This window comes from Paraburkholderia sp. MM5482-R2 (assembly GCF_050436125.1).
Taxonomy (GTDB): domain Bacteria; phylum Pseudomonadota; class Gammaproteobacteria; order Burkholderiales; family Burkholderiaceae; genus Paraburkholderia; species Paraburkholderia tuberum.
In genome coordinates this window covers 681,893-705,738 of sequence record NZ_JBNDLP010000002.1, presented here as the reverse complement: position 1 = coordinate 705,738, position 23,846 = coordinate 681,893, and the positions used below count along the sequence as shown (strand labels likewise).

Annotated in this window: 20 protein-coding genes and 1 pseudogene; 9 read left to right on the top strand and 12 right to left on the bottom strand. The window is 64.9% G+C overall.

Going from position 1 to position 23,846, the window contains the following annotated elements:
• Positions 1-109 precede the first annotated feature (109 nt).
• The 4 genes from OKW37_RS06335 to OKW37_RS06320 all read right to left on the bottom strand — a co-directional run bounded on the left by OKW37_RS06335 (position 110) and on the right by OKW37_RS06320 (position 3,989).
• Positions 110-754, bottom strand: a complete 645-nt coding sequence (locus tag OKW37_RS06335) for a response regulator (RefSeq protein WP_429356571.1) — start codon at positions 752-754, stop codon at positions 110-112.
• 111 nt (positions 755-865) lie between these two features.
• Positions 866-1,555 (bottom strand): response regulator transcription factor, encoded by a 690-nt coding sequence (locus OKW37_RS06330; RefSeq protein WP_090802973.1) that lies wholly within the window; start codon positions 1,553-1,555, stop codon positions 866-868.
• A gap of 134 nt (positions 1,556-1,689) precedes the next feature.
• On the bottom strand, positions 1,690-2,358 hold the full coding sequence (locus OKW37_RS06325) for a response regulator transcription factor (protein WP_184053870.1): 669 nt from the start codon (positions 2,356-2,358) through the stop codon (positions 1,690-1,692).
• Positions 2,359-2,624: 266 nt separating this feature from the next.
• Entirely contained in the window at positions 2,625-3,989 is a 1,365-nt protein-coding gene (locus OKW37_RS06320) for an MFS transporter (RefSeq protein ID WP_429407477.1), read from the bottom strand.
• A 95-nt stretch (positions 3,990-4,084) separates the two neighbouring features.
• On the opposite strand from OKW37_RS06320, the gene OKW37_RS06315 reads away from it, so the two are divergent.
• Positions 4,085-4,972, top strand: a complete 888-nt coding sequence (locus OKW37_RS06315) for a LysR family transcriptional regulator (protein ID WP_187619162.1) — start codon at positions 4,085-4,087, stop codon at positions 4,970-4,972.
• Positions 4,973-5,500 (top strand): annotated as a pseudogene (locus tag OKW37_RS06310) (c-type cytochrome); the annotation flags it as partial. It abuts the gene before it with no gap.
• Between the two features lie 45 nt (positions 5,501-5,545).
• Here OKW37_RS06310 and OKW37_RS06305 read toward each other — a convergent pair.
• Positions 5,546-7,192 (bottom strand): methyl-accepting chemotaxis protein, encoded by a 1,647-nt coding sequence (locus OKW37_RS06305; protein ID WP_429407479.1) that lies wholly within the window; start codon positions 7,190-7,192, stop codon positions 5,546-5,548.
• Positions 7,193-7,453: 261 nt separating this feature from the next.
• Here OKW37_RS06305 and OKW37_RS06300 point away from each other — a divergent pair, with 261 nt between their 5' ends.
• Positions 7,454-8,254 (top strand): DUF4239 domain-containing protein, encoded by an 801-nt coding sequence (locus OKW37_RS06300; protein ID WP_090802965.1) that lies wholly within the window; start codon positions 7,454-7,456, stop codon positions 8,252-8,254.
• A gap of 150 nt (positions 8,255-8,404) precedes the next feature.
• Here the strand turns inward: OKW37_RS06300 and OKW37_RS06295 are convergent, their stop codons facing one another.
• Positions 8,405-8,935, bottom strand: coding sequence for a single-stranded DNA-binding protein (locus tag OKW37_RS06295; protein ID WP_090802962.1), 531 nt, complete (start codon positions 8,933-8,935; stop codon positions 8,405-8,407).
• 146 nt (positions 8,936-9,081) lie between these two features.
• The gene (locus OKW37_RS06290) at positions 9,082-10,269 is read right to left on the bottom strand and encodes an MFS transporter (protein ID WP_184027022.1); all 1,188 of its coding nucleotides are present in this window, start codon (positions 10,267-10,269) and stop codon (positions 9,082-9,084) included.
• Between the two features lie 302 nt (positions 10,270-10,571).
• On the opposite strand from OKW37_RS06290, the gene uvrA reads away from it, so the two are divergent.
• The 3 genes from uvrA to OKW37_RS06275 all read left to right on the top strand — a co-directional run bounded on the left by uvrA (position 10,572) and on the right by OKW37_RS06275 (position 16,076).
• Complete coding sequence (uvrA, locus tag OKW37_RS06285; protein WP_184062465.1) at positions 10,572-13,445, top strand: excinuclease ABC subunit UvrA; 2,874 nt, start codon at positions 10,572-10,574, stop codon at positions 13,443-13,445.
• A gap of 34 nt (positions 13,446-13,479) precedes the next feature.
• On the top strand, positions 13,480-14,565 hold the full coding sequence (locus OKW37_RS06280; protein WP_184062467.1) for an AI-2E family transporter: 1,086 nt from the start codon (positions 13,480-13,482) through the stop codon (positions 14,563-14,565).
• 284 nt (positions 14,566-14,849) lie between these two features.
• Positions 14,850-16,076, top strand: coding sequence for a PepSY-associated TM helix domain-containing protein (locus OKW37_RS06275; protein ID WP_429407482.1), 1,227 nt, complete (start codon positions 14,850-14,852; stop codon positions 16,074-16,076).
• Between the two features lie 58 nt (positions 16,077-16,134).
• Here the strand turns inward: OKW37_RS06275 and purU are convergent, their stop codons facing one another.
• The 5 genes from purU to OKW37_RS06250 form a co-directional block, all read right to left on the bottom strand.
• Positions 16,135-17,004, bottom strand: a complete 870-nt coding sequence (gene purU / locus OKW37_RS06270) for a formyltetrahydrofolate deformylase (protein ID WP_090802954.1) — start codon at positions 17,002-17,004, stop codon at positions 16,135-16,137.
• 84 nt (positions 17,005-17,088) lie between these two features.
• Positions 17,089-17,982: an NUDIX hydrolase gene (locus OKW37_RS06265; protein WP_429407485.1), complete on the bottom strand. Its 894-nt coding sequence runs from the start codon at positions 17,980-17,982 to the stop codon at positions 17,089-17,091.
• A gap of 73 nt (positions 17,983-18,055) precedes the next feature.
• Positions 18,056-18,670: a LysE family translocator gene (locus OKW37_RS06260; RefSeq protein WP_184027294.1), complete on the bottom strand. Its 615-nt coding sequence runs from the start codon at positions 18,668-18,670 to the stop codon at positions 18,056-18,058.
• 173 nt (positions 18,671-18,843) lie between these two features.
• Positions 18,844-19,410, bottom strand: a complete 567-nt coding sequence (locus tag OKW37_RS06255; RefSeq protein ID WP_429407487.1) for an adenine phosphoribosyltransferase — start codon at positions 19,408-19,410, stop codon at positions 18,844-18,846.
• A gap of 81 nt (positions 19,411-19,491) precedes the next feature.
• Entirely contained in the window at positions 19,492-21,489 is a 1,998-nt protein-coding gene (locus OKW37_RS06250; RefSeq protein WP_090802948.1) for a cation:proton antiporter, read from the bottom strand.
• A gap of 206 nt (positions 21,490-21,695) precedes the next feature.
• Between OKW37_RS06250 and kdsD the strand changes: the two genes are divergently transcribed.
• From kdsD to lptC, 3 genes are read left to right on the top strand one after another with little or no spacing between them, the layout of a single operon-like run.
• Complete coding sequence (gene kdsD, locus OKW37_RS06245; RefSeq protein ID WP_184062475.1) at positions 21,696-22,679, top strand: arabinose 5-phosphate isomerase KdsD; 984 nt, start codon at positions 21,696-21,698, stop codon at positions 22,677-22,679.
• Positions 22,679-23,239, top strand: coding sequence for a KdsC family phosphatase (locus OKW37_RS06240; RefSeq protein WP_184026959.1), 561 nt, complete (start codon positions 22,679-22,681; stop codon positions 23,237-23,239). Before kdsD ends, OKW37_RS06240 begins: the two co-directional genes overlap by 1 nt.
• Positions 23,236-23,823 carry an LPS export ABC transporter periplasmic protein LptC gene (lptC, locus tag OKW37_RS06235; RefSeq protein WP_018419357.1) on the top strand — a complete coding sequence of 196 codons (588 nt, stop codon included), beginning with the start codon at positions 23,236-23,238 and terminating at the stop codon, positions 23,821-23,823. Before OKW37_RS06240 ends, lptC begins: the two co-directional genes overlap by 4 nt.
• Positions 23,824-23,846: the final 23 nt, after the last annotated feature.

The following is a 23,846-nucleotide window of genomic DNA, read 5'->3' as shown; positions in this document are numbered from 1 at the left end:
ACAGGCGGCCAAGATTATTGGGTGCCCCCCACGTCACGGCAATCAGATAAGTCTGATAAGGGCTACCTCAAATCCATCGAGAACAAGAATTTGTGGCCGTTGCTGCGCCTCATATCAGCCCAATCTGAGTGGCGTAGTTGATCAGGTCGGCTTCTGTTTCCAGTCCGAGCTTGCGCATCGCGCTGCGTTTTTGCGTGCTGATGGTTTTGTCGCTACGTCGCAGACGTGTGGCGATCTCGTGCACCGCGAGGCCTCGCACATAGAGTTGAAACACCTCCCACTCGCGTGCGCTCATCACACCGCCGCGCCGGGGCGGCGCAGGCTCCGCGGTCCCGAGTGCGGCCCGAACCTGTTCCGATAGATGGGTGCCCCCGGCGGCAACGGCTTCGATTGCGTCGATCAATGCGTCCACGGCGTCGCGCTTGTCGACGATTCCAGTCACGCCGATATTGCGCAAGCCGGCCAACACATGCGCGCGCCCAATCATGGTCAGCACGACCACGTGGGGATGCGGCGTGCGCCGTAGCAGCCGGCGCAATAGCGGCACCGCGCTGGTGTCTCCGTCGAGTCCCGGCATGCCGATGTCCGACACGACGACGTCGCATGCGCAGGCATCGAGCAGCTTCGCGAGACCACGGGTGTCGGCAGCTTCGCCGACAATTTCGATATTTGGCTTGTCGCGCAGCAGAGATCGGACGCCCGCGCGAATGGAGTCGTGATCGTCCGCCACGACGACGTGAATCTTGTTTGGCATTCTTTTTTTCCGTGACTTTTTTATGGTGTCGATCGGGCATACCGCACGAAATGTGTCCCCCGGTTATGCCGATATATTCGCCGCGCGCCTGCGCAGTATGTTGCCGCCCGCTTAACGGCTTTGACCAAGCCCTTCTGGCACTACGCCATACTCGACTGCGAAGCGAAACAGTTCGGCGTCGCTATTCAGCGACAGCTTGCGCATGGCCATGCACTTCTGCGCGCTGATCGTCTTCACACTACGTCCCAGCCGCGTGGCGATTTCCGTGACGCCGAGTCCTGACGCGTATTGCGTAAAAACCTCGAACTCTCGGCGAGACAGGGTGGCGCGCACGAAGTCGAGACGTTTCGTCAGCGTGACATCGGCCAGCATGGCGCGCACCGCCGGACCGACAAAACATTCGCGCGCCAGCGCCATGACCACCGCCACATGGATCAGATCGATACGATCACGTTTGCTCAGCAGCCCATCCACGCCGAGCGACATCACTTTGCGCAGCGTCGCCGCCTCCGTTTCCATTGTCAGAATGACGAGCGCCACGTTGGGATAGCGCGCCTTCAACTGCCTGACGACGTCGAACCGGTTGTCGTTGTGCCCTCCTGGCATGTAAAGGTCCATCAGCACGATATCGCAAGGACTGCGATCGACTTCGATGAACAGTTCGGCGACATCCGCCGCACGGCCAACCACCTTCAGGTCCGGATAGTTGCCAATCAGATTTTCTATAGCCAGCAGAACCAGCGGATGATCATCCGCAATGATCGTTCGAACAGGCGAGCCTGATGCAGCCATGAGGTTCATCGTCTGGCGCTCCTCGATACTTTCATTTCTCGACCTTGTTATGTGTGACCGGCGCTCACGCAATGGTCGAGCATTTCTATTGCGACAAACATCAGAGCGCTCTGAAATGGTACGAACAACCGTATGCCTGATGCTTAGTCTTCCGATTCGAGGAGGACCGTGCCGCAGGCGCGCACACAGGAAAAAAGCGCGGGGTCGTCGTTGACGCCAAGCCGCGCCATCGCTTCGCGCTTGTGCCGGCTCACCGTGCGGCGATGGCAGCCGAGCGCCGCCGCGATCTGCACGATGGACTCGCCGCTCACGAGCCTGCGCAGGATGTCGGTCTGCCGCTTCGACAGCAGCAGGGCCGACACGAACCGACCGTTGTCCGGCTGCAAACGCGCGAGCGTTTCGACTACCGAGCGGCCCAGGTAGCGCGCGCCGCGCGCACTGTCGCAGACCGCTTGCGGCAGTTCCTCGAGCGAATCGGCTTTGCCGATCACACTGACCGCGGCATCGGCGACGACGACACGCAACATCGCGGCATTCGTCTGCCCGGTCACGACGACGACGCGCAATGACGGCCACTCGCCACGAATGCGCCGGATCAGGCCGAGTCCGTCGCCAATCTCGCCGGCGGGCTCCGGCATGGAAAGATCGACGACGAGCACGTCGCACGGTGTGTGTTGCAGCAATGCGATCAACGCAGTGGGCATCTGCGCCTGACCGACGACGGACAGACCCTCGTGCGCCTCCAGTGTCGATTTCAGGCCAAGCAGGACGAACGGGTGATCGTCCGCCAGAATGATTCGAAGATTTGTCACGATTAGTCTCGCTCGTTATAAGAATGGTCGAAATGCGCGCGGCAGTGGCTGTGCGGGCGGCAGGCGTCGACCTGCGTCGCGGCACTCAAGCGACGTGCCGGAAAAGCCATCTGATCACCCTCGCAAATTCACGACAATCGGAGCGTTCCTAATCCAGATCAATAATCGGGATAATTTATAGTTCGACCAGGCAATATGCGCACCGTGATTCGAATCGAATCAAAATCAATTCGGCAACGCAAAGCGCGCGCTGTTCGCCCCATGTCTCACGCCGCATCGCAAGCACGCGTCGCGCGCATCGCACGCGTCGACGCGGCGCGCGGAAACACCGGCAATGCGAGCAACGCGCAAGCGCTCGCCACCGTCCACACCAGCGGCCATGCTCCGATAGACAGCAGCGCCGGAATCGCAAGCGGCGTCACGAACAGCGTGAGGAACACGCAGGTGTTGCCCATCGCGAGCGCGGTGCCCGCGCGGCGAGTACCGGCGAGCGTCGCGAGTTCGGTGAACGCGACGCCGTGCCACGCCGACGCGCTAACTCCGCCGAGTACGATCATCAGCGCGAACGGCGCGACCGCCCCGGCGCGACGCAGCCCGATGAGCCCGGTCGCGAGCGCGAGCAGCACGAACAGCACGGCGGTCACCAGACTGCATGCCCGCATATACGCGCGGCGGTTGCCGCGCCGGTCGGTCCACGCGCCGCTCCAGACCCGCGCGATCGCGGCGCCAGTCTGCACCGCGGCCATCGTCGCGCTGATCGCGAACACGCCGGCACGCCCGAAGTCGTGCAGGAACACCGTGCCGAATGTGATCACGGCAATCTGCGGCATGCACAGCGCGCCCGCGCCGAGCGCGACGCGCCAGATCGCGATGTCGCGCAATGGGGAGATCATCGGCGGCGGTGCGCTGACGTTCGAGGAGTCCAACCTCCGACCGTTGGCCGCCGCAGCACGGGCCGTCGCAGCCGCGCGCACTCCTTTGGGCGCCGGCGTATCGTCCGTGTGTGCGGGCTCGTGCAGCCAGCGCCACGCGAACCATGCGGTGATCGCGCACGCCAACGCCAGTACCGCATAGGCGCTCGCAAAACCAAAGTGCGAGGCGAGCACCGGCAGGACCACTGCGCCGAGTCCACCGCCCGCCGGCACGGCGGTTTGGCGGATGCTCATCGCGAGGCCGCGCTCGCCTTCGCGAAACCACGCCATCACCGCCCGGCCGCTCGATCCGTTGACGCTGCCGCCCAGCAGTCCGACCAACAGCAGCCCGAGCGCGAGCGGGACGATGCCGGGCACATGCGCGCCGCCCGGCGACACGAACAGCGCGAGACCGGCGAGCGCGACCGCGGTCGACAGCAAGCCGAGCAGCAGCACCCGGCGATCGCCCCAGCGGTCGGTTAGCAGCCCCCACGGCAACTCGCTGACCGCAATGCCCAGGCCGAGCATGCCGAGCACGAGGCCGAGCCCGTGGTTGCCCAGGTGGTAGTCCGAGCGCAGGAACACCGCTGTCGTCGGAATCCCCGAAAATGCCGCCGAAAAGCTCGCATTCGCGGCAAAACCAACGCCCAGCACCTTCCAGCGATGCCGCGCGCCGCGCTCGCCGGTGCCGCCCGACGCTGTCATCGATCCGTTTTCCATCACACCCTCCGTGTCTCATTCGAGGGTATGCTACGGCTGGGCATTCCATCGGCAAAGCCGGAAATTTAGATCGCCACCATCGGAAAAACCGAATCATGAGCCAGCGTGGTTTCGACCTTGCGCAGTTGCGGACCTTCGTCGCCGTCGCCGAATCGGGCGGGGTGTCGGCAGGCGCGCAGCGCGTGTTCCTGTCGCAGTCGTCGGTAAGCGAGCAACTGAAGAAGCTCGAGGAGCGCGCCGGCCAGCCGCTCCTCGTGCGCAGCCGGCAGGGTGTGAGTCCGACGTCCGCGGGCGAGCGCCTGCTCGAGCATGCGCGCCGCATCATCGCGATGAGCGAAGCGGCCTTCGACGACCTGCAAGGCCGCTCGCTCGACGGCGAGCTGCGCATCGCGATCACCGATTACTACCGGCCGCACGACATCGCGCGCATCCTCAAGACGTTTTCGGAACAGCATCCGCGGCTGAAGCTGCACGTGACGGTGTTGCCGAGCGCGGTGATCGACAGCGGCGCGGACGATCACGCGTCGTTCGACATCGGTTTGTCGGCGCGGCTCGTCACAGGCCAGCTGCGTGCGCGCGGCGCGGGTGCCGGTGCCGCGAGCATCGTCGTGCGGCGCGAAAGGCTGCTATGGGCCAGTTGCGCCGATGCCGCCACCCGCCCCATCGCGCCGTATCAACTGGTGCTGCTGCCGTCGACGTGTCAGTTGCAGCGCTTCGTCGTCAAGCTGCTCGACCAACACAAGGTACCGTACGTGGTGTCGCATTCGGCGTCGGGCGTCGCGGGCCTGCAGCTCGCATTGAAGGCGGGGCTCGGGATTTCCTGTCTGAACGAGTCGTCGCTCGGCGGCGGCGTGGTGGCGTGTGCCGCGAACTTCGGCTTGCCACCGCTGCCCGCCATCGAGTTTCATCTGCTGCCGCGGCGTCCGGGCGAAAGCGAGTTGGTCAGCAATGCACGTGATGCGCTCGTGCGGCTCTTCGCATGAGGCGCGACGATCGCGACGCAGCACTGCTCGATGTGCCACGGCGTACTCGGCACCGTGCAGGTCACCGCGCCGGCGCTCGCCGGACAGTTCGCCGACGTGACCTACAAGGAATTGCGCGACTTCCAGAGCGGCCAGCGGCAAAGCGCGGTCATGCAGGCAATCATCGCGGGATGCAGCGACCAGGATCTGCACGATCTGGCGGTGTACTACGCGTCGCTCCCGCTCCCCGCGGCGGCCGAGAAGACCCGCGCCGGCGAAGGACCCGATGCGACCGCAACCAGGCTCGTGATGCAGGGCGACCCGCAACGCAATATCGCACCGTGCGCGGCGTGTCATGGCCAACTCGATCGCAAGGGCGCGGCGCCGTGGCTCGGCGGACAGTCGGCGGCCTATCTGGCCGCGCAGTTGCAGGCGTTCGCTTCGGGCGCGCGGCGCAACGACATCAACGAGCAGATGCGCAATGTCGCGCGGCAGATGACGCCCGAGGAAATCGATGCGGTGGCGAGGTATTACGCGGCCATGCAGTAGTGGGACGGTGAGAGGTCGCGGGTTGACGCAGCGCAACGGCTCGCGTTACGCCGCGACAAACTCGCTGTCCAGTCTCCGCTCGCCGGCAACACCGGCCAGCGTCGCGCCGGGCGCCGGAGCACGGCTGCGCGATTCGCTGCCGGTCCGGAACACCGCCACCGCCGTCGACAGGCGCCGCGCCTGATCTTCCAGCGAACTCGCCGCCGCGGCCGCCTGCTCGACGAGCGCCGCGTTCTGCTGCGTGACCTCGTCCATCTGACCGACCGCGCGATTGACCTGATCGATGCCGGTGCTCTGTTCGAGCGCCGCCGCCGCGATCTCGTTCATGATGGAACTGACGCGCGCGATCGCGCCGACGATGTCGTTCATCGTCGTGCCCGAGCGCTCGACGAGCTGCGAGCCCTGCTCCACGCGGGTGGTCGACGCGTCGATCAAGCCCTTGATCTCCTTGGCCGCCGCCGCGCTGCGCTGCGCGAGCGAGCGCACTTCGCTCGCGACGACCGCGAAGCCGCGTCCCTGCTCGCCCGCTCGCGCCGCCTCGACCGCGGCGTTCAGCGCGAGGATGTTGGTCTGGAACGCGATGCCCTCGATCACACCAACGATATCGGCAATCCGCCGCGAATCGTCGACGATGCCGTGCATCGTGCCGACCACCTGCTCGGTCAGCTCGCCGCCCTGCGCGGCCAGCGTCGAGGCGCCCTGCGCGAGCGAGCTCGCCTCTTTCGCGTTGTCGGCCGTCTGCTTGACCGTCGTGGTCAGCTCTTCGATGCTCGCGGCCGTTTCCTCGAGCGCCGCCGCCTGCTCCTCGGTGCGTTGCGACAGATCGGCGTTGCCGGCCGCGATCTCGCTGACGCCGGTATCGATCGAATCGGTACCTTGACGAACCGCGTTGACGGTCGCGATCAGCGACTCCTGCATTTTGCGCAGCGCGGCCGCGAGACGGCCCATCTCGTTGTCGCTGAGCACCTCGATGCGCCCGCTCAGGTCGCCGTTGGCGATGCGCTGGAACTGCGCGATCGTCGCATCGACCGGCGTGACGATCGCGCGCACGAGCACGAAGCGGGCGAGCAAGCCGCCGACCAGCGACAGCGCAATGCCGATCGCCACCGCCGTGCTGATCGCGTAGAACAGGTCCTGCGCATCCTTGTAGCGCTGTGCGCCGTGATCGAGCTGCAACTGCTCGAGCGCGAGCATGGCCTTCTCGTACGCGCTGTACAGCGACGGCAGTTTATGCGCCTGCAATTGCTGGAAGGCGTTGATGTCGCTCGACTTCAGCGCGGCGAGCGTCGGGTCGACGCCGTCGTGCAGGAACGCGTCGCGCTTCTGCTGCATGTCGGCGATCAGACGCTGCTCATCGGCATCCGTGCCCGCATGGCTCAAATAGTGGGCAAGCCGCTCGTCGGAGGCTTTGCGGTACTGATCGAAGCGCTTGAGCACGGCGTTCGCGCCGTCCTGATCGTTCAGCGCGACGAGCGACGCGTACGTCGCGAGCGCGAGCCGCAGGCGCAGCAGTTGGCCGGCGCTGCCTTCGAGGTCGGCGACGGCGGGCGTGTCGACCGTGTACATCTGTTGCAGCGACGCGTTCGACGAGCGCAGCGACAACAATCCCGCGGCCGCGCCGAGCAGCAGCACGATGCCGAAGAACACGATCATCAGGGTAAGGCTGGTGCGAATCGACAGCTTTTTCAACATCGGACTGGTCTCCTTGGGCTGCCCGGCCGATGATTCCGTATCGTTGACGATAGCTGCATGGCCACGCAGGCTGCGCCCACGCCGTTCGGCCCGGTCCGCAACTTATCTGAAAATTAAGCAAACAGCACATTCGGGACAACGGCGTATCGGCCGAAAACTTTATGGTTGATCGCTCGCCCGGCTTGCGTTACATCAATAAAGTCTCGAAGCCCGTTTGCTGAAGCCCTTCTGTCGAAGCCCCTTCCTGCCCGGAGCGCGCCCATGTCGGAAATCGGTTCGGCCGTACTCGTGTTCGCGCTGCTGCTGATCGCCACCGGCCTCGGCGTCGGGGTGCGGCCGCTGCTGCCGGAAGAGCACAAGGCACACGAGACCGTACAGCTCGTGCAGCTCGTGATCGGCATGCTGGTCACGTTCGCCGCGCTGGTGCTGGGTTTGATGACGGCATCGGCGAAAGCGAGCTTCGACACCGCGTCGAACGATATGCGCAGCTATGCGGCCGAACTGATCGAATTCGACTCGACGCTGCGCGAGCTCGGCAGCGCGGCCGACGAATCGCGGCGCCTGTTGCGCCAGTACACGGCGGCGGCGATCGCTTCGACATGGCCGCGCGAGCCCGCGCCGAGCGGCGACTATCCGCGCGATCTCGGGCCGCCGGGCAATCCGCAGCAACTCGAAAACGTGCATCTGGGCGACATGCTGACCACGGTGGGGCGGCAATTGCGACAGCTGCGCACGCAGGATGCGTTGCAGCAACGTGCACTCGATGACGCGTTGACGCAGTACCGGCGCGTCATCGATGCGCGCTGGAAAATCATCGAGGAAGCGCACAGCTCGATTTCGCAGCCGTTCTTCAAGACGCTGACGTTCTGGCTAGGCGTGATCTTTCTGAGCTTCGGGTTGATCGCGCCGCGTAATGCGTTGGCGCTGGTGACGATATCGCTGGGAGCGGTGTCGATTGCTTCGGCGGTTTATGTGATCGTCGATCTCGACACGCCGTTCACCGGGCCGATCGTGATTTCGAGTCTGCCGTTGCGGGATACGTTGGAGCATTTGAGTCGGTGAGTTTCTGACGGAATGCCCCGTCCGCGCGCGTGACGGAAAAAATGCCGGCAAACAGAAGGCAGAAAGGCCCGCTTTCCTGGCAGAAAGCGGGCCTCTGTTTTTGTGTCGATCAGCGGGACGCCTGGTCGGCTCGGCATCGAGCCGCAACGATCAGAACGGAATATCGTCGTCCATCTCGTCGAAGCCGCCGCCAGCCGGCGCGCTCGGACGGCTCGCACCGCCACCGCCGCTACCGCCACGCGAACCGCCGCCCGACGACATCGCGCGACCACCGCCGCCGCCGCTGCGCTCCGACGGCTCGCCACGGCTATAACCGCCTTCATCGCCGCCACCCATCGACGCGCCGCCGCGGCCGCCGAGCATCTGCATCTGCTCCGCGACGATCTCGGTCGAATAGCGATCGGTGCCGTCCTGCGCCTGCCACTTGCGCGTGCGGATGCGCCCTTCGAGGTACACCGACGAGCCCTTCTTCAGATATTCCGCCACGATTTCCGCGAGGCGGCCGAAGAACGCGACGCGGTGCCACTCGGTGGCTTCCTTCATCTCGCCCGACGCCTTGTCCTTGTAGCGGTCCGTCGTCGCAAGGCGGATGTTCGCCACTGCGTCGCCGCTCGGAAGATAGCGGACTTCCGGATCGGCGCCGAGGTTGCCGACCAGAATGACCTTGTTCACGGATGCCATGAATTTCTCCTGTTGATTCCTGTTGCAGGCGGCGCGGCACTACGCGGTTCGCGTCTCACGGCCGGCAGGCCCGAGACCAGAAGAGCGCCTCTGCCCGCCGCCGGGTGAGTTCTGGATGATTCGGGAGGTGCCCCGAGTACGCTGTGTTATGCCTTGCGCGGCGGCTGTTTCATCTTTGCGGCGATTATAAGCCAGCAAAATACCAGCCCGGAGCAGGCGAAGAAAACCGCGCTCTGGCCGTTCACCTTCAGCAGCCAGCCGCCGACCATTCCGCCCAGCGCAAGACCGATCGACTGCGTGGTGTTGTACACGCCGGCCGCGGCTCCCTTGCGGGTACCGGGCGCGAGCTTCGACACCAGCGAAGGCTGCGAGGCCTCGAGAATATTGAAGCCGAGAAAGTACACGAACAGGATCGCCGCCACACTCAGAATCGTATGCGGAGCAACGCCCAATAACAACTGGCCGATCAGGATAAGTGCGATCGCCGACAGCAGCACAATCTTCATCTTGCCGCGCTTCTCGGCGGCGATGATCGCCGGCACCATCATCACGAACGACAGCCCCATCACCGGCAGATACACCTTCCAGTGTGAAGCGACCGGCAGCCCGCCCGCTTCGAGAATGCGCGGCACGACGAGGAACAGCGCGGTTTGCGTGGCGTGCAGCACGAGCACGCCGAAATTCAAACGCAGCAACTCGACGTTGTGCAGCACTTCGGCGAACGGCGCGCGCACATGCACCGGCTTCGGCGCATCGGGCACGACCCATATCACGACGCCGATCGCGAGAATCGAGAACACGCCGACCAGCGTGAAGAGCCCGCTCATGCCGAGCCAGTGGAACACGATCGGCGCGCCGACGATCGCGACCGCGAACGACACGCCGATGCTGCCGCCGACCATCGCCATCGCCTTCGTGCGATGTTCCTCCGAGGTCAGATCGGCGATGAACGCGATCACCGCCGACGACACCGCACCCATCCCCTGAATCACCCGGCCGACGATGATCCACGTCATGTCGTGCGCGGCCGCCGCGACGAAGCTGCCGATCGCGAAGATCAGCAGGCCCGTTGCGATCACCGGCTTGCGGCCGACCTTGTCGGAGATCCAGCCATAGAAGATGTAGAGCATCGACTGCGTGACGCCGTACGCGCCGAGCGCGATGCCGACGAGCAGCACGTTTTCGCCGCCGGGAATGGTCTTCGCGTAGATCGAGAACACCGGCATGATCATGAAGAGACCCAGCATGCGCAGCGCGAAGATGGCGGCAAGCGACACGGTCGCGCGCAATTCGGGCGCGCTCATGCGTGTGGAGATGGCGGACGGATTGGACATCGAAGCGTTGTTTGAATGAACCGGGCGGCGAGCCCGTGGGGACAGCCTTGGCCGCCGGCACAGTGGAGCAGAACGAACAGGCAGGCGGCTAGCCCCGGCATATCGGCGGGACCGCGCCGACGAGACGCGCAAAGCCCGTGCCCCATCGCCCCCGCTCGCCCCTCGCGGCATCTTGTACTCACGGAAAACGGCCCCAGTTACGGCTTTTTCCCGCTGTCAGCACACCGTAACGGCGGTCTGGAAAAGTCGTTATAGTAGCAGGTTTGGCCTCTTTCCCTTTCCGCAGTTCATGGAATAAATCCGTGGAACAAATCCGTATTCGTGGGGCTCGCACCCACAACCTGAAGAACGTCAATCTCGACCTACCGCGTCACAAGCTCGTCGTTATCACGGGGCTTTCGGGCTCCGGCAAATCGTCGCTGGCGTTCGATACGCTGTATGCGGAAGGACAGCGGCGCTACGTCGAAAGTCTGTCCGCCTACGCGCGGCAGTTCCTGCAGCTGATGGAAAAGCCAGACGTCGACCTGATCGAAGGCTTGTCGCCGGCTATCTCGATCGAACAGAAGGCGACCTCGCACAATCCGCGCTCGACGGTCGGCACCGTCACCGAAATCCACGACTATCTGCGTCTGCTGTTCGCGCGCGTCGGCACGCCCTACTGCCCCGATCACGAGATTCCGCTCGAAGCGCAAAGCGTGTCGCAGATGGTCGACGCGGCGCTCGCGCTGCCCGAGGAAACGCGCGTGATGATCCTCGCGCCCGTCGTCAGCGATCGCAAGGGCGAGCACACGGATCTGTTCGAGGACATGCAGGCGCAAGGCTTCGTGCGCTTTCGCGTGCGCTCGGGCGGCGGCACCGCCAACGAAGGCACCGCGAAAATCTACGAAGTCGACTCTCTGCCGAAGCTGAAGAAAAACGACAAGCACACGATCGACGTCGTGATCGATCGTCTGCGCGTGCGCCCCGACGTGAAGCAGCGCCTTGCCGAATCGTTCGAAACGGCGCTGCGTCTCGCCGACGGCCGCGCGATCGCGCTCGAAATGGATACGGACAAGGAGCACCTGTTCAGCTCGAAGTTCGCCTGCCCGATCTGCTCCTATTCGCTGCAGGAACTCGAGCCGCGCCTGTTCTCGTTCAACAACCCGATGGGCGCGTGCCCCGAATGCGACGGCCTCGGCCAGATTACGTTCTTCGATCCGAAGCGGGTGGTCGCGCATCCGTCGCTGTCGCTCGCGGCGGGCGCGGTGAAGGGCTGGGACCGGCGCAACCAGTTCTACTTCCAGATGCTGCAGAGCCTCGCGGCGTTCTACGACTTCGACATCGACACCGCGCTCGAGGACCTGCCGGAGAAAGTCCGCAAGATCCTGCTGTACGGTTCGGGCAAGCAGGAAATTCCGTTCTCGTACATCAACGAGCGCGGCCGCACGTCGGTGCGCGAGCACGTGTTCGAAGGGATCATCCCGAATCTGGAGCGGCGCTACCGCGAAACGGATTCGTCCGCGGTGCGCGAAGAACTCGCCAAATACCAGAATAACCAGCCATGCCCGGCGTGCGCGGGCACGCGGCTGCGTCGCGAGGCGCGCTTCGTGCGCATCGGCGCGGACAGCGACGCGCGCGGCATCTTCGAGATCAGCGGCTGGCCGTTGCGCGACGCGCTCGGCTACTTCCAGACCCTGCGTCTCGAAGGCTCGAAGCGCGAGATCGCCGACAAGGTCGTCAAGGAAATCGTCGCGCGTCTGATGTTCCTCAACAACGTCGGGCTCGATTACCTGTCGCTCGAACGCAGCGCCGAAACGCTGTCGGGCGGCGAAGCGCAGCGCATTCGCCTCGCTTCCCAGATCGGCTCGGGGCTGACCGGCGTGATGTACGTGCTCGACGAACCGTCGATCGGCCTGCATCAGCGCGACAACGACCGGCTGATCTCGACGCTCAAGCATCTGCGCGATCTCGGCAACTCGGTGATCGTCGTCGAGCACGACGAGGACATGATCCGCATGGCCGACTACGTGGTCGACATGGGCCCGGGCGCCGGCGAGCACGGCGGCATGGTGATCGCCGAGGGCACGCCGAAAGAGGTGCAGAAGAACGCGGCGTCGCTGACGGGCCAATACATGTCCGGCGCGCGCACGATCGAATACCCCGACGAGCGCAAGGATCCCGACGAGCGGCGCCTGCGCATCGTCGAAGCGTACGGCAACAATCTGCACAACGTGACGCTCGATCTGCCGGTGGGTCTTTTGACCTGCGTGACCGGCGTGTCCGGCTCGGGCAAGTCGACGCTGATCAACGACACGCTGTATCACGCGGTCGCGCATCATCTGTACGGCTCGGCCACGGAGCCTGCGCCGTACGAGTCGATCGAGGGCCTCGAGCACTTCGACAAGGTGATCAACGTCGACCAGTCGCCGATCGGCCGCACGCCGCGCTCGAATCCGGCCACCTACACGGGCCTTTTCACGCCGATCCGCGAGCTGTTCGCGGGCGTGCCGGCCGCCAAGGAGCGCGGCTACGATCCGGGGCGCTTCTCGTTCAACGTGAAGGGCGGGCGCTGCGAATCGTGCCAGGGCGACGGCGTGCTGAAGGTCGAAATGCACTTCCTGCCCGACGTGTACGTGCCGTGCGACGTGTGCCACGGCAAGCGCTACAACCGCGAAACGCTCGATATCCAGTACAAAGGCAGCAACATCAGCGAAGTGCTCGACATGACGGTCGAACACGCGTACGAGTTCTTCAAGGCCGTGCCGGTCGTCGCGCGCAAGCTGAAAACCCTGCTGGACGTGGGTCTCGGCTATATTCGCCTGGGTCAGTCGGCCACCACGCTGTCGGGCGGCGAGGCGCAGCGTGTGAAACTGTCGCTGGAACTGAGCAAGCGTGATACCGGTCGCACGCTATACATCCTTGACGAACCGACTACCGGCCTGCACTTTCACGATATCGCGCAGTTGCTGGAAGTCATACACCGGTTGCGTGACCAGGGTAATACCGTCGTGATCATCGAACATAATCTCGATGTAATCAAAACTGCGGACTGGGTCATCGATCTCGGCCCCGAAGGCGGCGCCGGCGGCGGGCAGATCATCGCCCAGGGCACGCCCGAGCAGGTCTCGAAGTCGAAGGCCAGTTTTACCGGCAAATATCTGGCGCCGCTGCTCAAGCGCGCCGCCACCACAAAGTAACGCTGCACTACCGAGGTTGGAGACGGGATAAGCCATGACCAAGCGTAATCAGGCGCGCGAAGAAGATCGGGTGCAGGACCTGCGCCCGCGCCCGGTCAGGCTGACCAGCGACATGAGTCTGCCGAAGCTGTCGGCGGTCGAGATCGGCAGCTACGTGGTGATGCTGTTCGGCATGTGGGCGGTGATCGAACTGAAGCTGCTCGGCGCGCTGCTCGCCGGGCTGCTGGTGTTTCAGCTCGTGCATACGATCGCGCCGCGCATCGAGCGTCACATGTCGAGCAAGCGGGCGCGCTGGCTCGCGGTGGTGATTCTGTCGACGCTGATCGTCGGCGCGCTGACGGGACTCACGCTCGGCATCATCTCGCATTTCGAGAACGACGTGCCGAGCGTGCAGGCTCTGCTCGATCAGGCCATGCAACTGATCGACCAGGCGCGCGGCAGGATTCCCCAATTCGTCGCGAACTATCTGCCGGTCGACACCGAGCAGATGAAGACGAAGGCCGCCGAACTGATGCACACGCACGCGAACATGCTGCAGCAAAGCGGCACGACCGTGGCGCGCGCGTTCACGCACGTGCTGCTCGGCATGATCATCGGCGCGATCATCGCGGTCGGCGCGCAGAAGCATATCCAGCGGCTGCCGCTGTCCACCGCGTTCGTCACGCGCGTCACGCGTTTTGCCGACGCGTTTCGCCGCATCGTATTCGCGCAGGTGAAGATCTCCGCGCTGAACACGGTGTTCACCGCGATCTTCCTGCTCGTGATCCTGCCGGTTTTCCACGACCAGCTGCCGCTGTCGAAGACGCTGGTGCTCGTCACGTTTATCGTGGGTCTGCTTCCGGTGATCGGCAATCTGATCTCGAACACGATCATCGTCGCGGTCGCGCTGTCGGTGAGTTTTCCGGCGGCGATCATGTCACTTGTGTTCCTGATCCTGATTCACAAGCTCGAGTACTTCCTGAACGCGCGCATCGTCGGCGGGCAGATCGAGGCGCGCGCATGGGAGCTGCTGATCGCGATGCTGGTGATGGAAGCGGCGTTCGGTATCGCCGGGGTCATCGCGGCGCCGATTTTTTATGCGTACATCAAGCGGGAGCTCATTTATTTGCGGTTGGTGTGAGTTGGGCTGAGTCGAGTAGCAAAAGTCAGCACTCACTAGCGCTCTGCAGCACACGCGGCAGTCCATGCAGCCGACGAAAGCGCAAGCGGCACTTCGGTGCCGCTTTTTTTTGCTTCCCGTGACCCTGCATCGTCGCCTCTTGCTGACAGAAAACTTGCAGCCGACCGCGTCAACCCCTAAGATGCGAACAATTCCTATTTACACCCAGTCCGCATCGTGACGTTTCGCCTGATCTCCCACCCGCGTCTCCGTCTGGGTCCCTGTTGCGCGTTGCCGGCTCGCGCATGAGACGCCAGCTTGTCCGCCTGCACCGCTGGTTCGGCGTCGCGACCGCACTGTTTCTGTTGGTCGCGGGCCTTACGGGCGCGATCATCGCGTGGGACCACGAGTTCGATGCCGCGCTGAACCCGTCGTTTTACCAGGCTCGCGCGGTCGGGCCGACGCTGTCCGGCCTCGAACTGGCGAATCGCGTCGAAGCCGCCGATCCGCGTCTTCGGGTGACCTATCTGCCGCTCACGGTCGAACCGGGCCACACGCTGCAGATGATGGTGCTGCCGCGCACCGATCCGGCGACGAAGCAGCCCTATCCGCTCGATTTCAATCAGATCGCCGTCGATCCCGTCACCGGCGAGATCCAGGGACGCCGCGAGTGGGGCGCCGTGTCGCTCGCGCGACTCAACCTGATTCCGTTCATCTACAAGCTGCACTACACGCTGCAGTTGCCGTTTACCGGCGGTGTCGACCTTGGCACCTGGCTGATGGGGATCGTCGGCATCGTGTGGCTCTTTGACTGCGTGATTGCGCTGTGCCTGTCGTTTCCGAGCCTGAAGGCCTGGCGCAAGTCGTTCACGTTCCGCCTGAAACGCGGCGGCTATGCGTTGACGTTCGATCTGCACCGCTCCGGCGGCGTATGGATCTGGGGCCTGCTGGCGATCGTCGCGCTGACGTCGATTTCGATGAATCTGTCGTCCCAGGTGGTGCGGCCGATCGTGTCACGACTGTCGACGCTGACACCCGATCCGTTCAGCAACCCCGAAATCCTGCGCGTGCCGCAACCCGGCGATCAGGTGCTGAGCCGCGAGCGCATCGTCGAACTCGCCGGGCAGGCCGGCAAGGAAATGCATGTCGCCGCGCCGCCGGGCGGGCTCTACTACGCCGAATTCATGCACGCGTATGGCGTCGGCTTCTACACGTCCGGCAACGACCACGGCGACACCGGCCTCGGCAACCCGTGGATGTATTGGGACGCCGCCACCGGCAAGCGGCTCGCCGCGCGGATTCCCGGCCGAGGCACGGCCGGCGACATCTTCCTGCAGGTGCAGTTTCCGCTGCACTCGGGGCGCATCCTCGGTCTCGGGGGGCGGATTCTGATCAGCGCGGTGGGGGTGGCGGTGGCCGTGCTGAGCGTCACGGGCCCGCTGATCTGGCTGAAGAAGCTGAACGCGCGCCGTCGTTCCGCGCAAAACGCGAATCTCGCGAGAAGCACGGGCGGCGCGGCAGCGCGTTCGTAACGCGAGCAGGTAAAGGGACGCGCCGGCCTCGACCGGCGCAGTGTGACTGGCGCGGCTCCTAGCGGAACACCACCGTCTTGCTGCCGTTCAGCACGACGCGATGCTCCACGTGCCACCTCACCGCGCGCGCGAGCGTCACACACTCGACGTCGCGGCCGATCGCCGTCAGTTGTTCCGGCGTCATGCTGTGGTCCACGCGCTCGACTTCCTGCTCGATGATCGGACCTTCGTCGAGATCGGTCGTCACATAGTGGGCGGTTGCGCCGATCAGCTTCACGCCGCGGTCGAACGCCTGGTAGTACGGCTTCGCGCCCTTGAAGCTCGGCAGGAACGAGTGGTGGATGTTGATCGCGCGGCCGGCGAGCGCCTCGCACAGGTTCGGCGACAGGATCTGCATGTAGCGCGCGAGCACCACGAGGTCGGCCTGATGCTCGTTGATCACTTCGAGCACGCGCGCTTCCTGCGCGGTTTTCGCTTCGGGCGTGCCGCCGAGCAGCGGGAAATGATGGAACGGGATGTCGTAGCTCGCGGCGAGCTGGTAGAACTCCTTGTGGTTCGAGATGATCGCCGGGATGTCGATGTTCAACTGACCGGTGCGGTAGCGGAACAACAGATCGTTCAGGCAGTGGCCGATCTTCGACACCATGATCACGACGCGCGGCTTCACGTTCGCGTCGTGCAATTCCCAGCTCATGCCGAACTGCTCGGCGAGTGTCACGAACGACGCGCGCAGCGCGTCAAGCCCCGGATCGCCGCCCACCTGCTGAAAATGCACGCGCATGAAGAACTCGCCGGTGCGGCTGTCGCCGAACTGCGCGGAGTCGAGAATATTGCTGCCCCGCTCGAACAGAAAGCCCGACACGGCGTGAACGATGCCGGGCCGGTCGGCGCACGACAGTTTGAGGATAAAGCTGTGATCGGTCGACATGACCTCGGTGACTCCCTTGTTCAATGCGTGGTTTGTTTCAGTGGGTACTGGCTGCACGGGTTGAGCTCGACTGATGAGCCTGAGCTAGGCGAGCGCCGGCGGCGCGAACAGCGCGTCGATGCCCTCGCACGCGTCCTCGTCGATCCAGCGGCGGCGCAGCAGGCAATCGAGCGTCGCGAGGCTGGCATCGACGGTCAGCGCGCCTTCCTCGATCCAGCGCGCGACTTCGTCGATGCGCGCGAGCCGGTGTTCGCCCACTTCGCCGTCCTGGTTGCGCGGCGCGAAGTCGGCGGGCAGCGCGAGGTCGTAGATGAAAATCTGCTCGGCCTGCGTGCCTTCCGGCAGCGATTGCAGCACATGCGCGGTGCGGCCCGCGACCGCGCTCGCCGCGATCTGCGCCGGAATGCCCGCTTCTTCCCAGCACTCCTTGACGATCGTCTCGGCGATGCCGAAGCCCCAGCCGATCCCGCCTGCGACGACGTTGTCGAGCATGCCGGGGTCGGTCGCCTTGGTATCGCTGCGGCGCGCGATCCACAATTGCGGTGCGCCACGCGGCGCCCCGCCAAAGGGCGCTCCGCCAAAGGGCGCCCCGCCATCCGCATATTCTACGACGCCGTTCAGATGCACCGCGTAGGTCATCGTGCCGAAGAAGCGCGACGCCGCGCGCTCGATATACGCGAGCGGCGGCGCGTCGAACGCATTGCGGATCGCGTACGTCTCGTTGCGCCAGCCGGGGATGCGGCCATCGGCGGCGAGCGCGCCGATCACGGAAGCGAGCGCCGCGCTGCGCAGATCGACGGTATCGAACGTGGCGCAGAGCGTCACGCCGTCGTTCGCCATCTCGAACACGTCGGGCCAGCGCGCGAGCAGCGGCACGTCGCGCTCGCGAATCCACCCGACCGGTTCGGCGCCGATCAGAAACGGCCGATGCGCGTTCGCGTCGAAGCGGCGCGCGGCGGTGATGCAGGGCAAAGTCATCGGAAAACTCCAAACTGTCCGTCGTCGTGGCGAACCGGGGCAAAGCAGAAGCGGGCGGATTGCGTGACGACTGTCAGTCGCGCAAGGCGACGCGAATGCCGATCGCGATGAACGTCGCGCCGGCCACGCGATCGAGCCACAGGCCCACGCGCGGCCGCCGTCTGAGCCAGCCGCCGATGATCCCCGCGCACACGCCGAATAGCGAAAACACCACGACGGTCTGCAGCATGAACAGCGCGCCGAGCTCCAGCATCTGCACGGTGACGCTCTGCGCGCCGTCCGGCTGCACGAACTGCGGCAGAAACACGACGAAGAACAGCGTGACCTTCGGATTCATCAGATTGCCGAGCACGCTCTGGCGAAACACCGTCGAAAGCGGCTGCGGCGCACGCTCGTGCGCGGTCGCGAGGCCCTGGCTGCGCAGCGCCTTGATGCCGATCCACACCAGATACGCGGCGCCGGCGAGCTTGATCGCTTCGAACGCGAGCGGCGACGAGCGCAGCAGCGCGGCGACGCCGAGCGCCGCGAGTGTCGTATGAAACGTGATGCCGGCGGCAAAGCCGAGCGCGGCGACCAGGCCGGCCGCGCGGCCCTGCGAGATGCCGCGCGCGAGCACCTGCAGATTGTCCGGGCCGGGCGCCACGGTGATCGCGATCGAGGTGGCAAGAAACAGCAGGAAGTTGGGCATCGTGGTGGTCTTCTGGTTGGGCGACTGGTGAACCATGATGGGTGAGCCATATCGTTGAGCCCGGTTGGTTTTGCTCGGCCAACGGGGCTTGTGCGGCTCATGCGACTTTAGCCGCTGGTACGGCGGGAAACGCTACCGCGCGTCACGGCACGCGCCGTGACTACCTCCCCGGTTCAATGACCGTTGAAACTCGTCACGGTATAGAGCGCAAGACCGCCGTCGCCCAGCAGCTTCGAGCCGCCCAGCTCCGGCAGATCGACGATCGCCGCGCCTTCCACGACGACCGCGCCGAGCCGCTCGAGCAGCAGTTTGCCGGCCATCATCGTGCCGCCGGTCGCGATCAGATCGTCGATGATCACGACGCGGTCGCCCGGCTCGCACGCATCCTCGTGAATCTCGACGGTCGCGGTACCGTATTCCAGTTCATACGATTGCGAGATCCGCTTGTACGGCAGTTTGCCCGCCTTGCGAATCGGGATGAAGCCAACGCTCAACTCATGGGCGACGATCGGCCCGATGATGAAGCCGCGCGCATCGAGCCCGGCAATGTAGTCGAGCTTCGCGTCGATATAGCGCTGCACGAACAGGTCGATCAGCACACGCAGCGACTTCGGCTCGCGCAGCAGCGGCGTGATGTCGCGGAACTGCACGCCCGGCTGCGGCCAGTCGGGCACCGTGCGAATGTGACTTCTGATGTAGTCGGCCGCATCGAGCGGCGCGCTCGCGAGCGCCTTGGACATGATGTCTCCGGATGGACCTCGACAGGTCCGGTGAAAGGCTTGAATCAGGGTCGCCCGCCAGAACGGGCCAGGCTCACGGGTTCAGGCCGCAGCGGCGCGGCGATGCTTCGACAGCCGCTCCTCGGCTTGCGCCAGTTGTTCGGGCAGACCGCGCAGCACCACGATGTCGCTCGCGCGCAGTTTCGTCGACGGGTCCGGTTCGACGCCGCGGATGCCGTGCCGGCGGATCGCGGTCACTTCGACACCGAGTTCGTACAGGCCCACCTCGGCGAGCGTACGGCCCACCGCGTCGGCGCTCTCGTCGACCGGCACCGATTGTAGCCGCACCTGCTCGTGGCCGTCGTCGTCGTCGATGTCGTCGGCGCCGTGGAAATAGCCGCGCAGCAGCGAATAACGTTCGTCGCGCATCTCCTCGACGCGCCGCACCACGCGCCGCATCGGCACACCCATCACGACGAGCGTATGCGACGCGAGCATCAGGCTGCCCTCGACGATCTCCGGAATCACCTCCGTCGCGCCGGCGGCGAGCAGTTTCTCCAGATCGGCATCGTCGACGGTGCGCACGATGACCGGCAGCGTCGGCTCCATCTCGTGAATGTTGTGCAGCACGCGCAGTGCCGACGGCGTGTTCGCGTAGGTGATCGCGATCGCGGCCGCGCGATGCAGGCCGGCGGCCAGCAGCGACTCGCGCCGCCCCGCGTCGCCGAACACGACCGATTCGCCGGCTGCCGCGGCCGCCGCGACACGGTCGGGATCGAGATCGAGCGCGACATACGAGAGCCCTTCATGCTCGAGCATGCGTGCGAGGTTCTGCCCGGCGCGGCCGTAGCCGCAGATGATTACGTGGCCGCTCTGCTTCAGGCTTTGCGTGGCGATGCGCGTCATCTGCAACGACTGCATCATCCATTCGGTCGACGACAGCCGCAGCACGACACGGTCCGCGTTCTGGATCATGAACGGCGCGGCGAGCATCGACAGCAGCATCGCGGCGAGAATCGCCTGCAACAGCGTCGCGTCGACGAGATGTCGGTCGAGGATCAGGTTCAGCAGCACGAAGCCGAACTCGCCCGCCTGCGCGAGACCGATACCGGTACGCATCGCGACGCCCGGCGTCGCGCCGAAGAGCCGCGCAAGGCCGGTGATCATGACCAATTTCAGCAGCACCGGGCCGAGGAAAAAGGCCAGCACGACGAGCGGATGCTCCCAGATCACGCGCGGATTGAGCAGCATGCCGGTGGTCACGAAGAAGAGCCCGAGCAGCACGTCGCGAAACGGCTTGATGTCCTCTTCGACCTGATGCCGATACGGCGTCTCGGCGATCAGCATGCCGGCGATGAACGCGCCGAGCGCGAGCGACAGCCCGAATTTGTCGGTGATGAACGCGGCGCCGAGCGTCACCAGCAGCAGATTGAGGACGAACAGCTCCTGCGAGCGGCGCCGCGCGACCACGTTGAACCAGCGCGTCATGAAGCGCTGCCCGACGATCAGCAGCAGCGCGAGGGCCACGACGATCTTGATCGCCGCGACGCCGAGCGCGCTGACCAGATTCTCCGAGCGGCCGCCGAGCGCCGAAATGATGATCAACAGCGGCACCACCGCGAGATCCTGAAACAGCAGCACGCCGAAGATATTGCGGCCGTGCTCGGTTTCGATTTCGAGCCGCTCCGCGAGCATCTTGCTGACGATCGCCGTCGACGACATCGCCAGCGCGCCGCCCAGCGCGACGCTCGCCTGCCACGTGATATGCACCCAACGCTCGAGCACGAAGCCGAGCGACACGGCCACCGCGACCGTGCCGATCACCTGCAGCAAGCCGAGTCCGAACACGAGCCGGCGCATCGTGCGCAGCTTGGCGAGCGAAAACTCGAGCCCGATCGAGAACATCAGGAACACGACGCCGAATTCCGCGAGATTCTGCGCCCCCGCCGAATCGGGAATCAGCCCGAACGCATGCGGCCCGACGACGATGCCGACCGTCAGGTAGCCGAGCATCGGCGGCAGATTCAGGAAGCGAAAGATCACCACGCCCGCCACCGATGCCAGCAGCAGAAACAGCGTCATTTCGAGCGGGGAAATCATCGGCAAAAACGCATGGGTGAAGCGTCCTCGTTCGTCAGCGGAACCGCGCACGAGAACGCCGTGCGAGATGATTGATTGGGCCGGCAAAAAAGCTGCAAAAAGGCGGCAAAGCAGCTGAAAAAGGGATTGTCGACAGGCCGATGCAGACAGCGGCTCGGCACAGCAGGCCCGGCGCGGCGAACAGGCGCCTTTGCTATACTCCGCGAATGATAGCGAAAATCAATGGCGACAGGGCACTCACGCTTGCTCGCGACGTACTCGACATCGAAGCGGACGCCGTGCGCGCGCTTCGCGACCAGCTCGACGGCAGTTTCGTCGGCGCTGTCGATTTCATCCTGGGTTGCCGTGGACGCGTGGTCGTCTCCGGCATCGGTAAATCCGGCCACGTGGCCCGCAAACTCGCGGCCACGCTGGCAAGCACCGGCACACCCGCGTTCTTCGTGCATCCGGCGGAAGCAAGCCACGGCGACCTCGGCATGGTCACCGCCGACGACGTATTTCTCGCGCTGTCCAATTCGGGCGAAACCGAGGAGCTGATGGCGATCCTGCCGCTCATCAAGCGGATCGGCGCGAAGCTGATCGCGATGACGGGCCGTCCTGGCTCAAGCCTCGCGCAACTCGCGGATGTACATCTGAATTCCGGCGTCGCGAAGGAAGCCTGTCCGATGAATCTCGCGCCCACCGCCAGCACCACCGCCGCGCTCGCGCTCGGCGATGCGCTCGCGGTCGCGGTGCTCGACGCGCGCGGCTTCGGCCGCGACGACTTCGCGCGCTCGCATCCGGGCGGCGCGCTCGGCCGACGCCTGCTCACCTACGTGCGCGACGTCATGCGCACCGGCGACCAGTTGCCGCAGGTCACCCCCGAGGCAACCGTCAGCGATGCCCTCTTCCAACTGACCGCGAAGCGCATGGGCATGACCTCGGTCGTCGACCGCGAGGGCCGTGTGACGGGCATCTTCACCGACGGCGACCTGCGCCGCGTGCTCGAACGCGACGGCGATTTCCGCCACCTGCCGATCGCCTCGGTGATGACCGCGGGCCCGCGCACGATCGGGCCGGATCATCTCGCGGTCGAAGCCGTGGAACTGATGGAGCGCTATCGTATCAATCAGATGCTGGTCGTCGACGAAACGGGCAAGCTGATCGGCGCGCTCAACATGCACGACCTGTTTTCGAAGAAGGTGATCTGATGGCCGTTGCTCCCCCTACCGCTACCGAACGCGCAAGCCGCGTGAAGCTGATGATTTTCGACGTCGACGGCGTACTGACCGACGGCGGCCTGCTGTTCACGGCGGAAGGCGACACGATGAAAGGCTTCAACTCGATGGACGGCCACGGCATGAAGCTGCTGCGCCAGGCCGGCATCGAAACGGCGCTCATCACCGGGCGCAAGTCCGGCATCGTGGCCGCGCGGGCGAAAGAAATGAACATCGCGCATGTCTACCAGGGCGTGCAGGACAAGCCACAGGCGTTCGCCGACCTGCTGCGGCAAACCGGCCTCACCGCCGAGGACTGTGGCTACATGGGCGACGACTGGGTCGATCTCGCGGTGATGCTGCGCGTCGGCTTCGCGGCCGCGCCGGCCAATTCGCATCCCGAAGTGATCGCGCGCGCCCACTGGGTCAGCGAGGCGCGCGGCGGTTACGGCGCGGCGCGCGAAGTGTGCGACACGCTGCTGCGTGCCCAGCACAAATATGAAGCACTGCTCGCGGCGGCGTGCAGCGGCGAGCAACGGGGCCTCGTGGGATGAACCAGTTTCGCCTGACTTCGCTGATCCCGCTCATCGCGATGGCGGCGCTCGCCGGCATCACGTGGTGGCTGCTACAAGCCACGTTGCCGCGCAAGACCGACGACGAGGTGCGCCCGAAGGAACACACGCCGGACTACTTCGCCGACAACTTTTCGGTGTCCGAGCTCGACCAGTCAGGCGCGACGCAGTACCGGCTGACCGCGCAGTCGCTGGTCCATTACGAGGACGACGAAATGAGCGACCTCGTCAAGCCGGCGATGCGTGCGTTCCAGCCCGGCAAGCCGATCGTCACCGCGACCGGCGACACGGGCACGGTCAACGCGGATGCGTCGATCGTCAATCTGTACCAGAACGCGCGCATCCTGCGCGCGCCCGGCGGCGGCGATCCCCAGATGCAGGCCGATTCCGAGCATTTCAGGGTCCTCGTCAACGACGATGTGATCGAGACTGAAAAGCCAGTTAAACTTCAGCGCGGCATGTCCGTGATGACTGCCAGCGGCATGAAATACAACAATGTCACCCGGTTTATGCAACTGTTCGGCAATGTAAGAGGCGCAATCGCCGCGTCCGATTCCGGCCACTAAGCCAACGCATACCGGGTAATCCA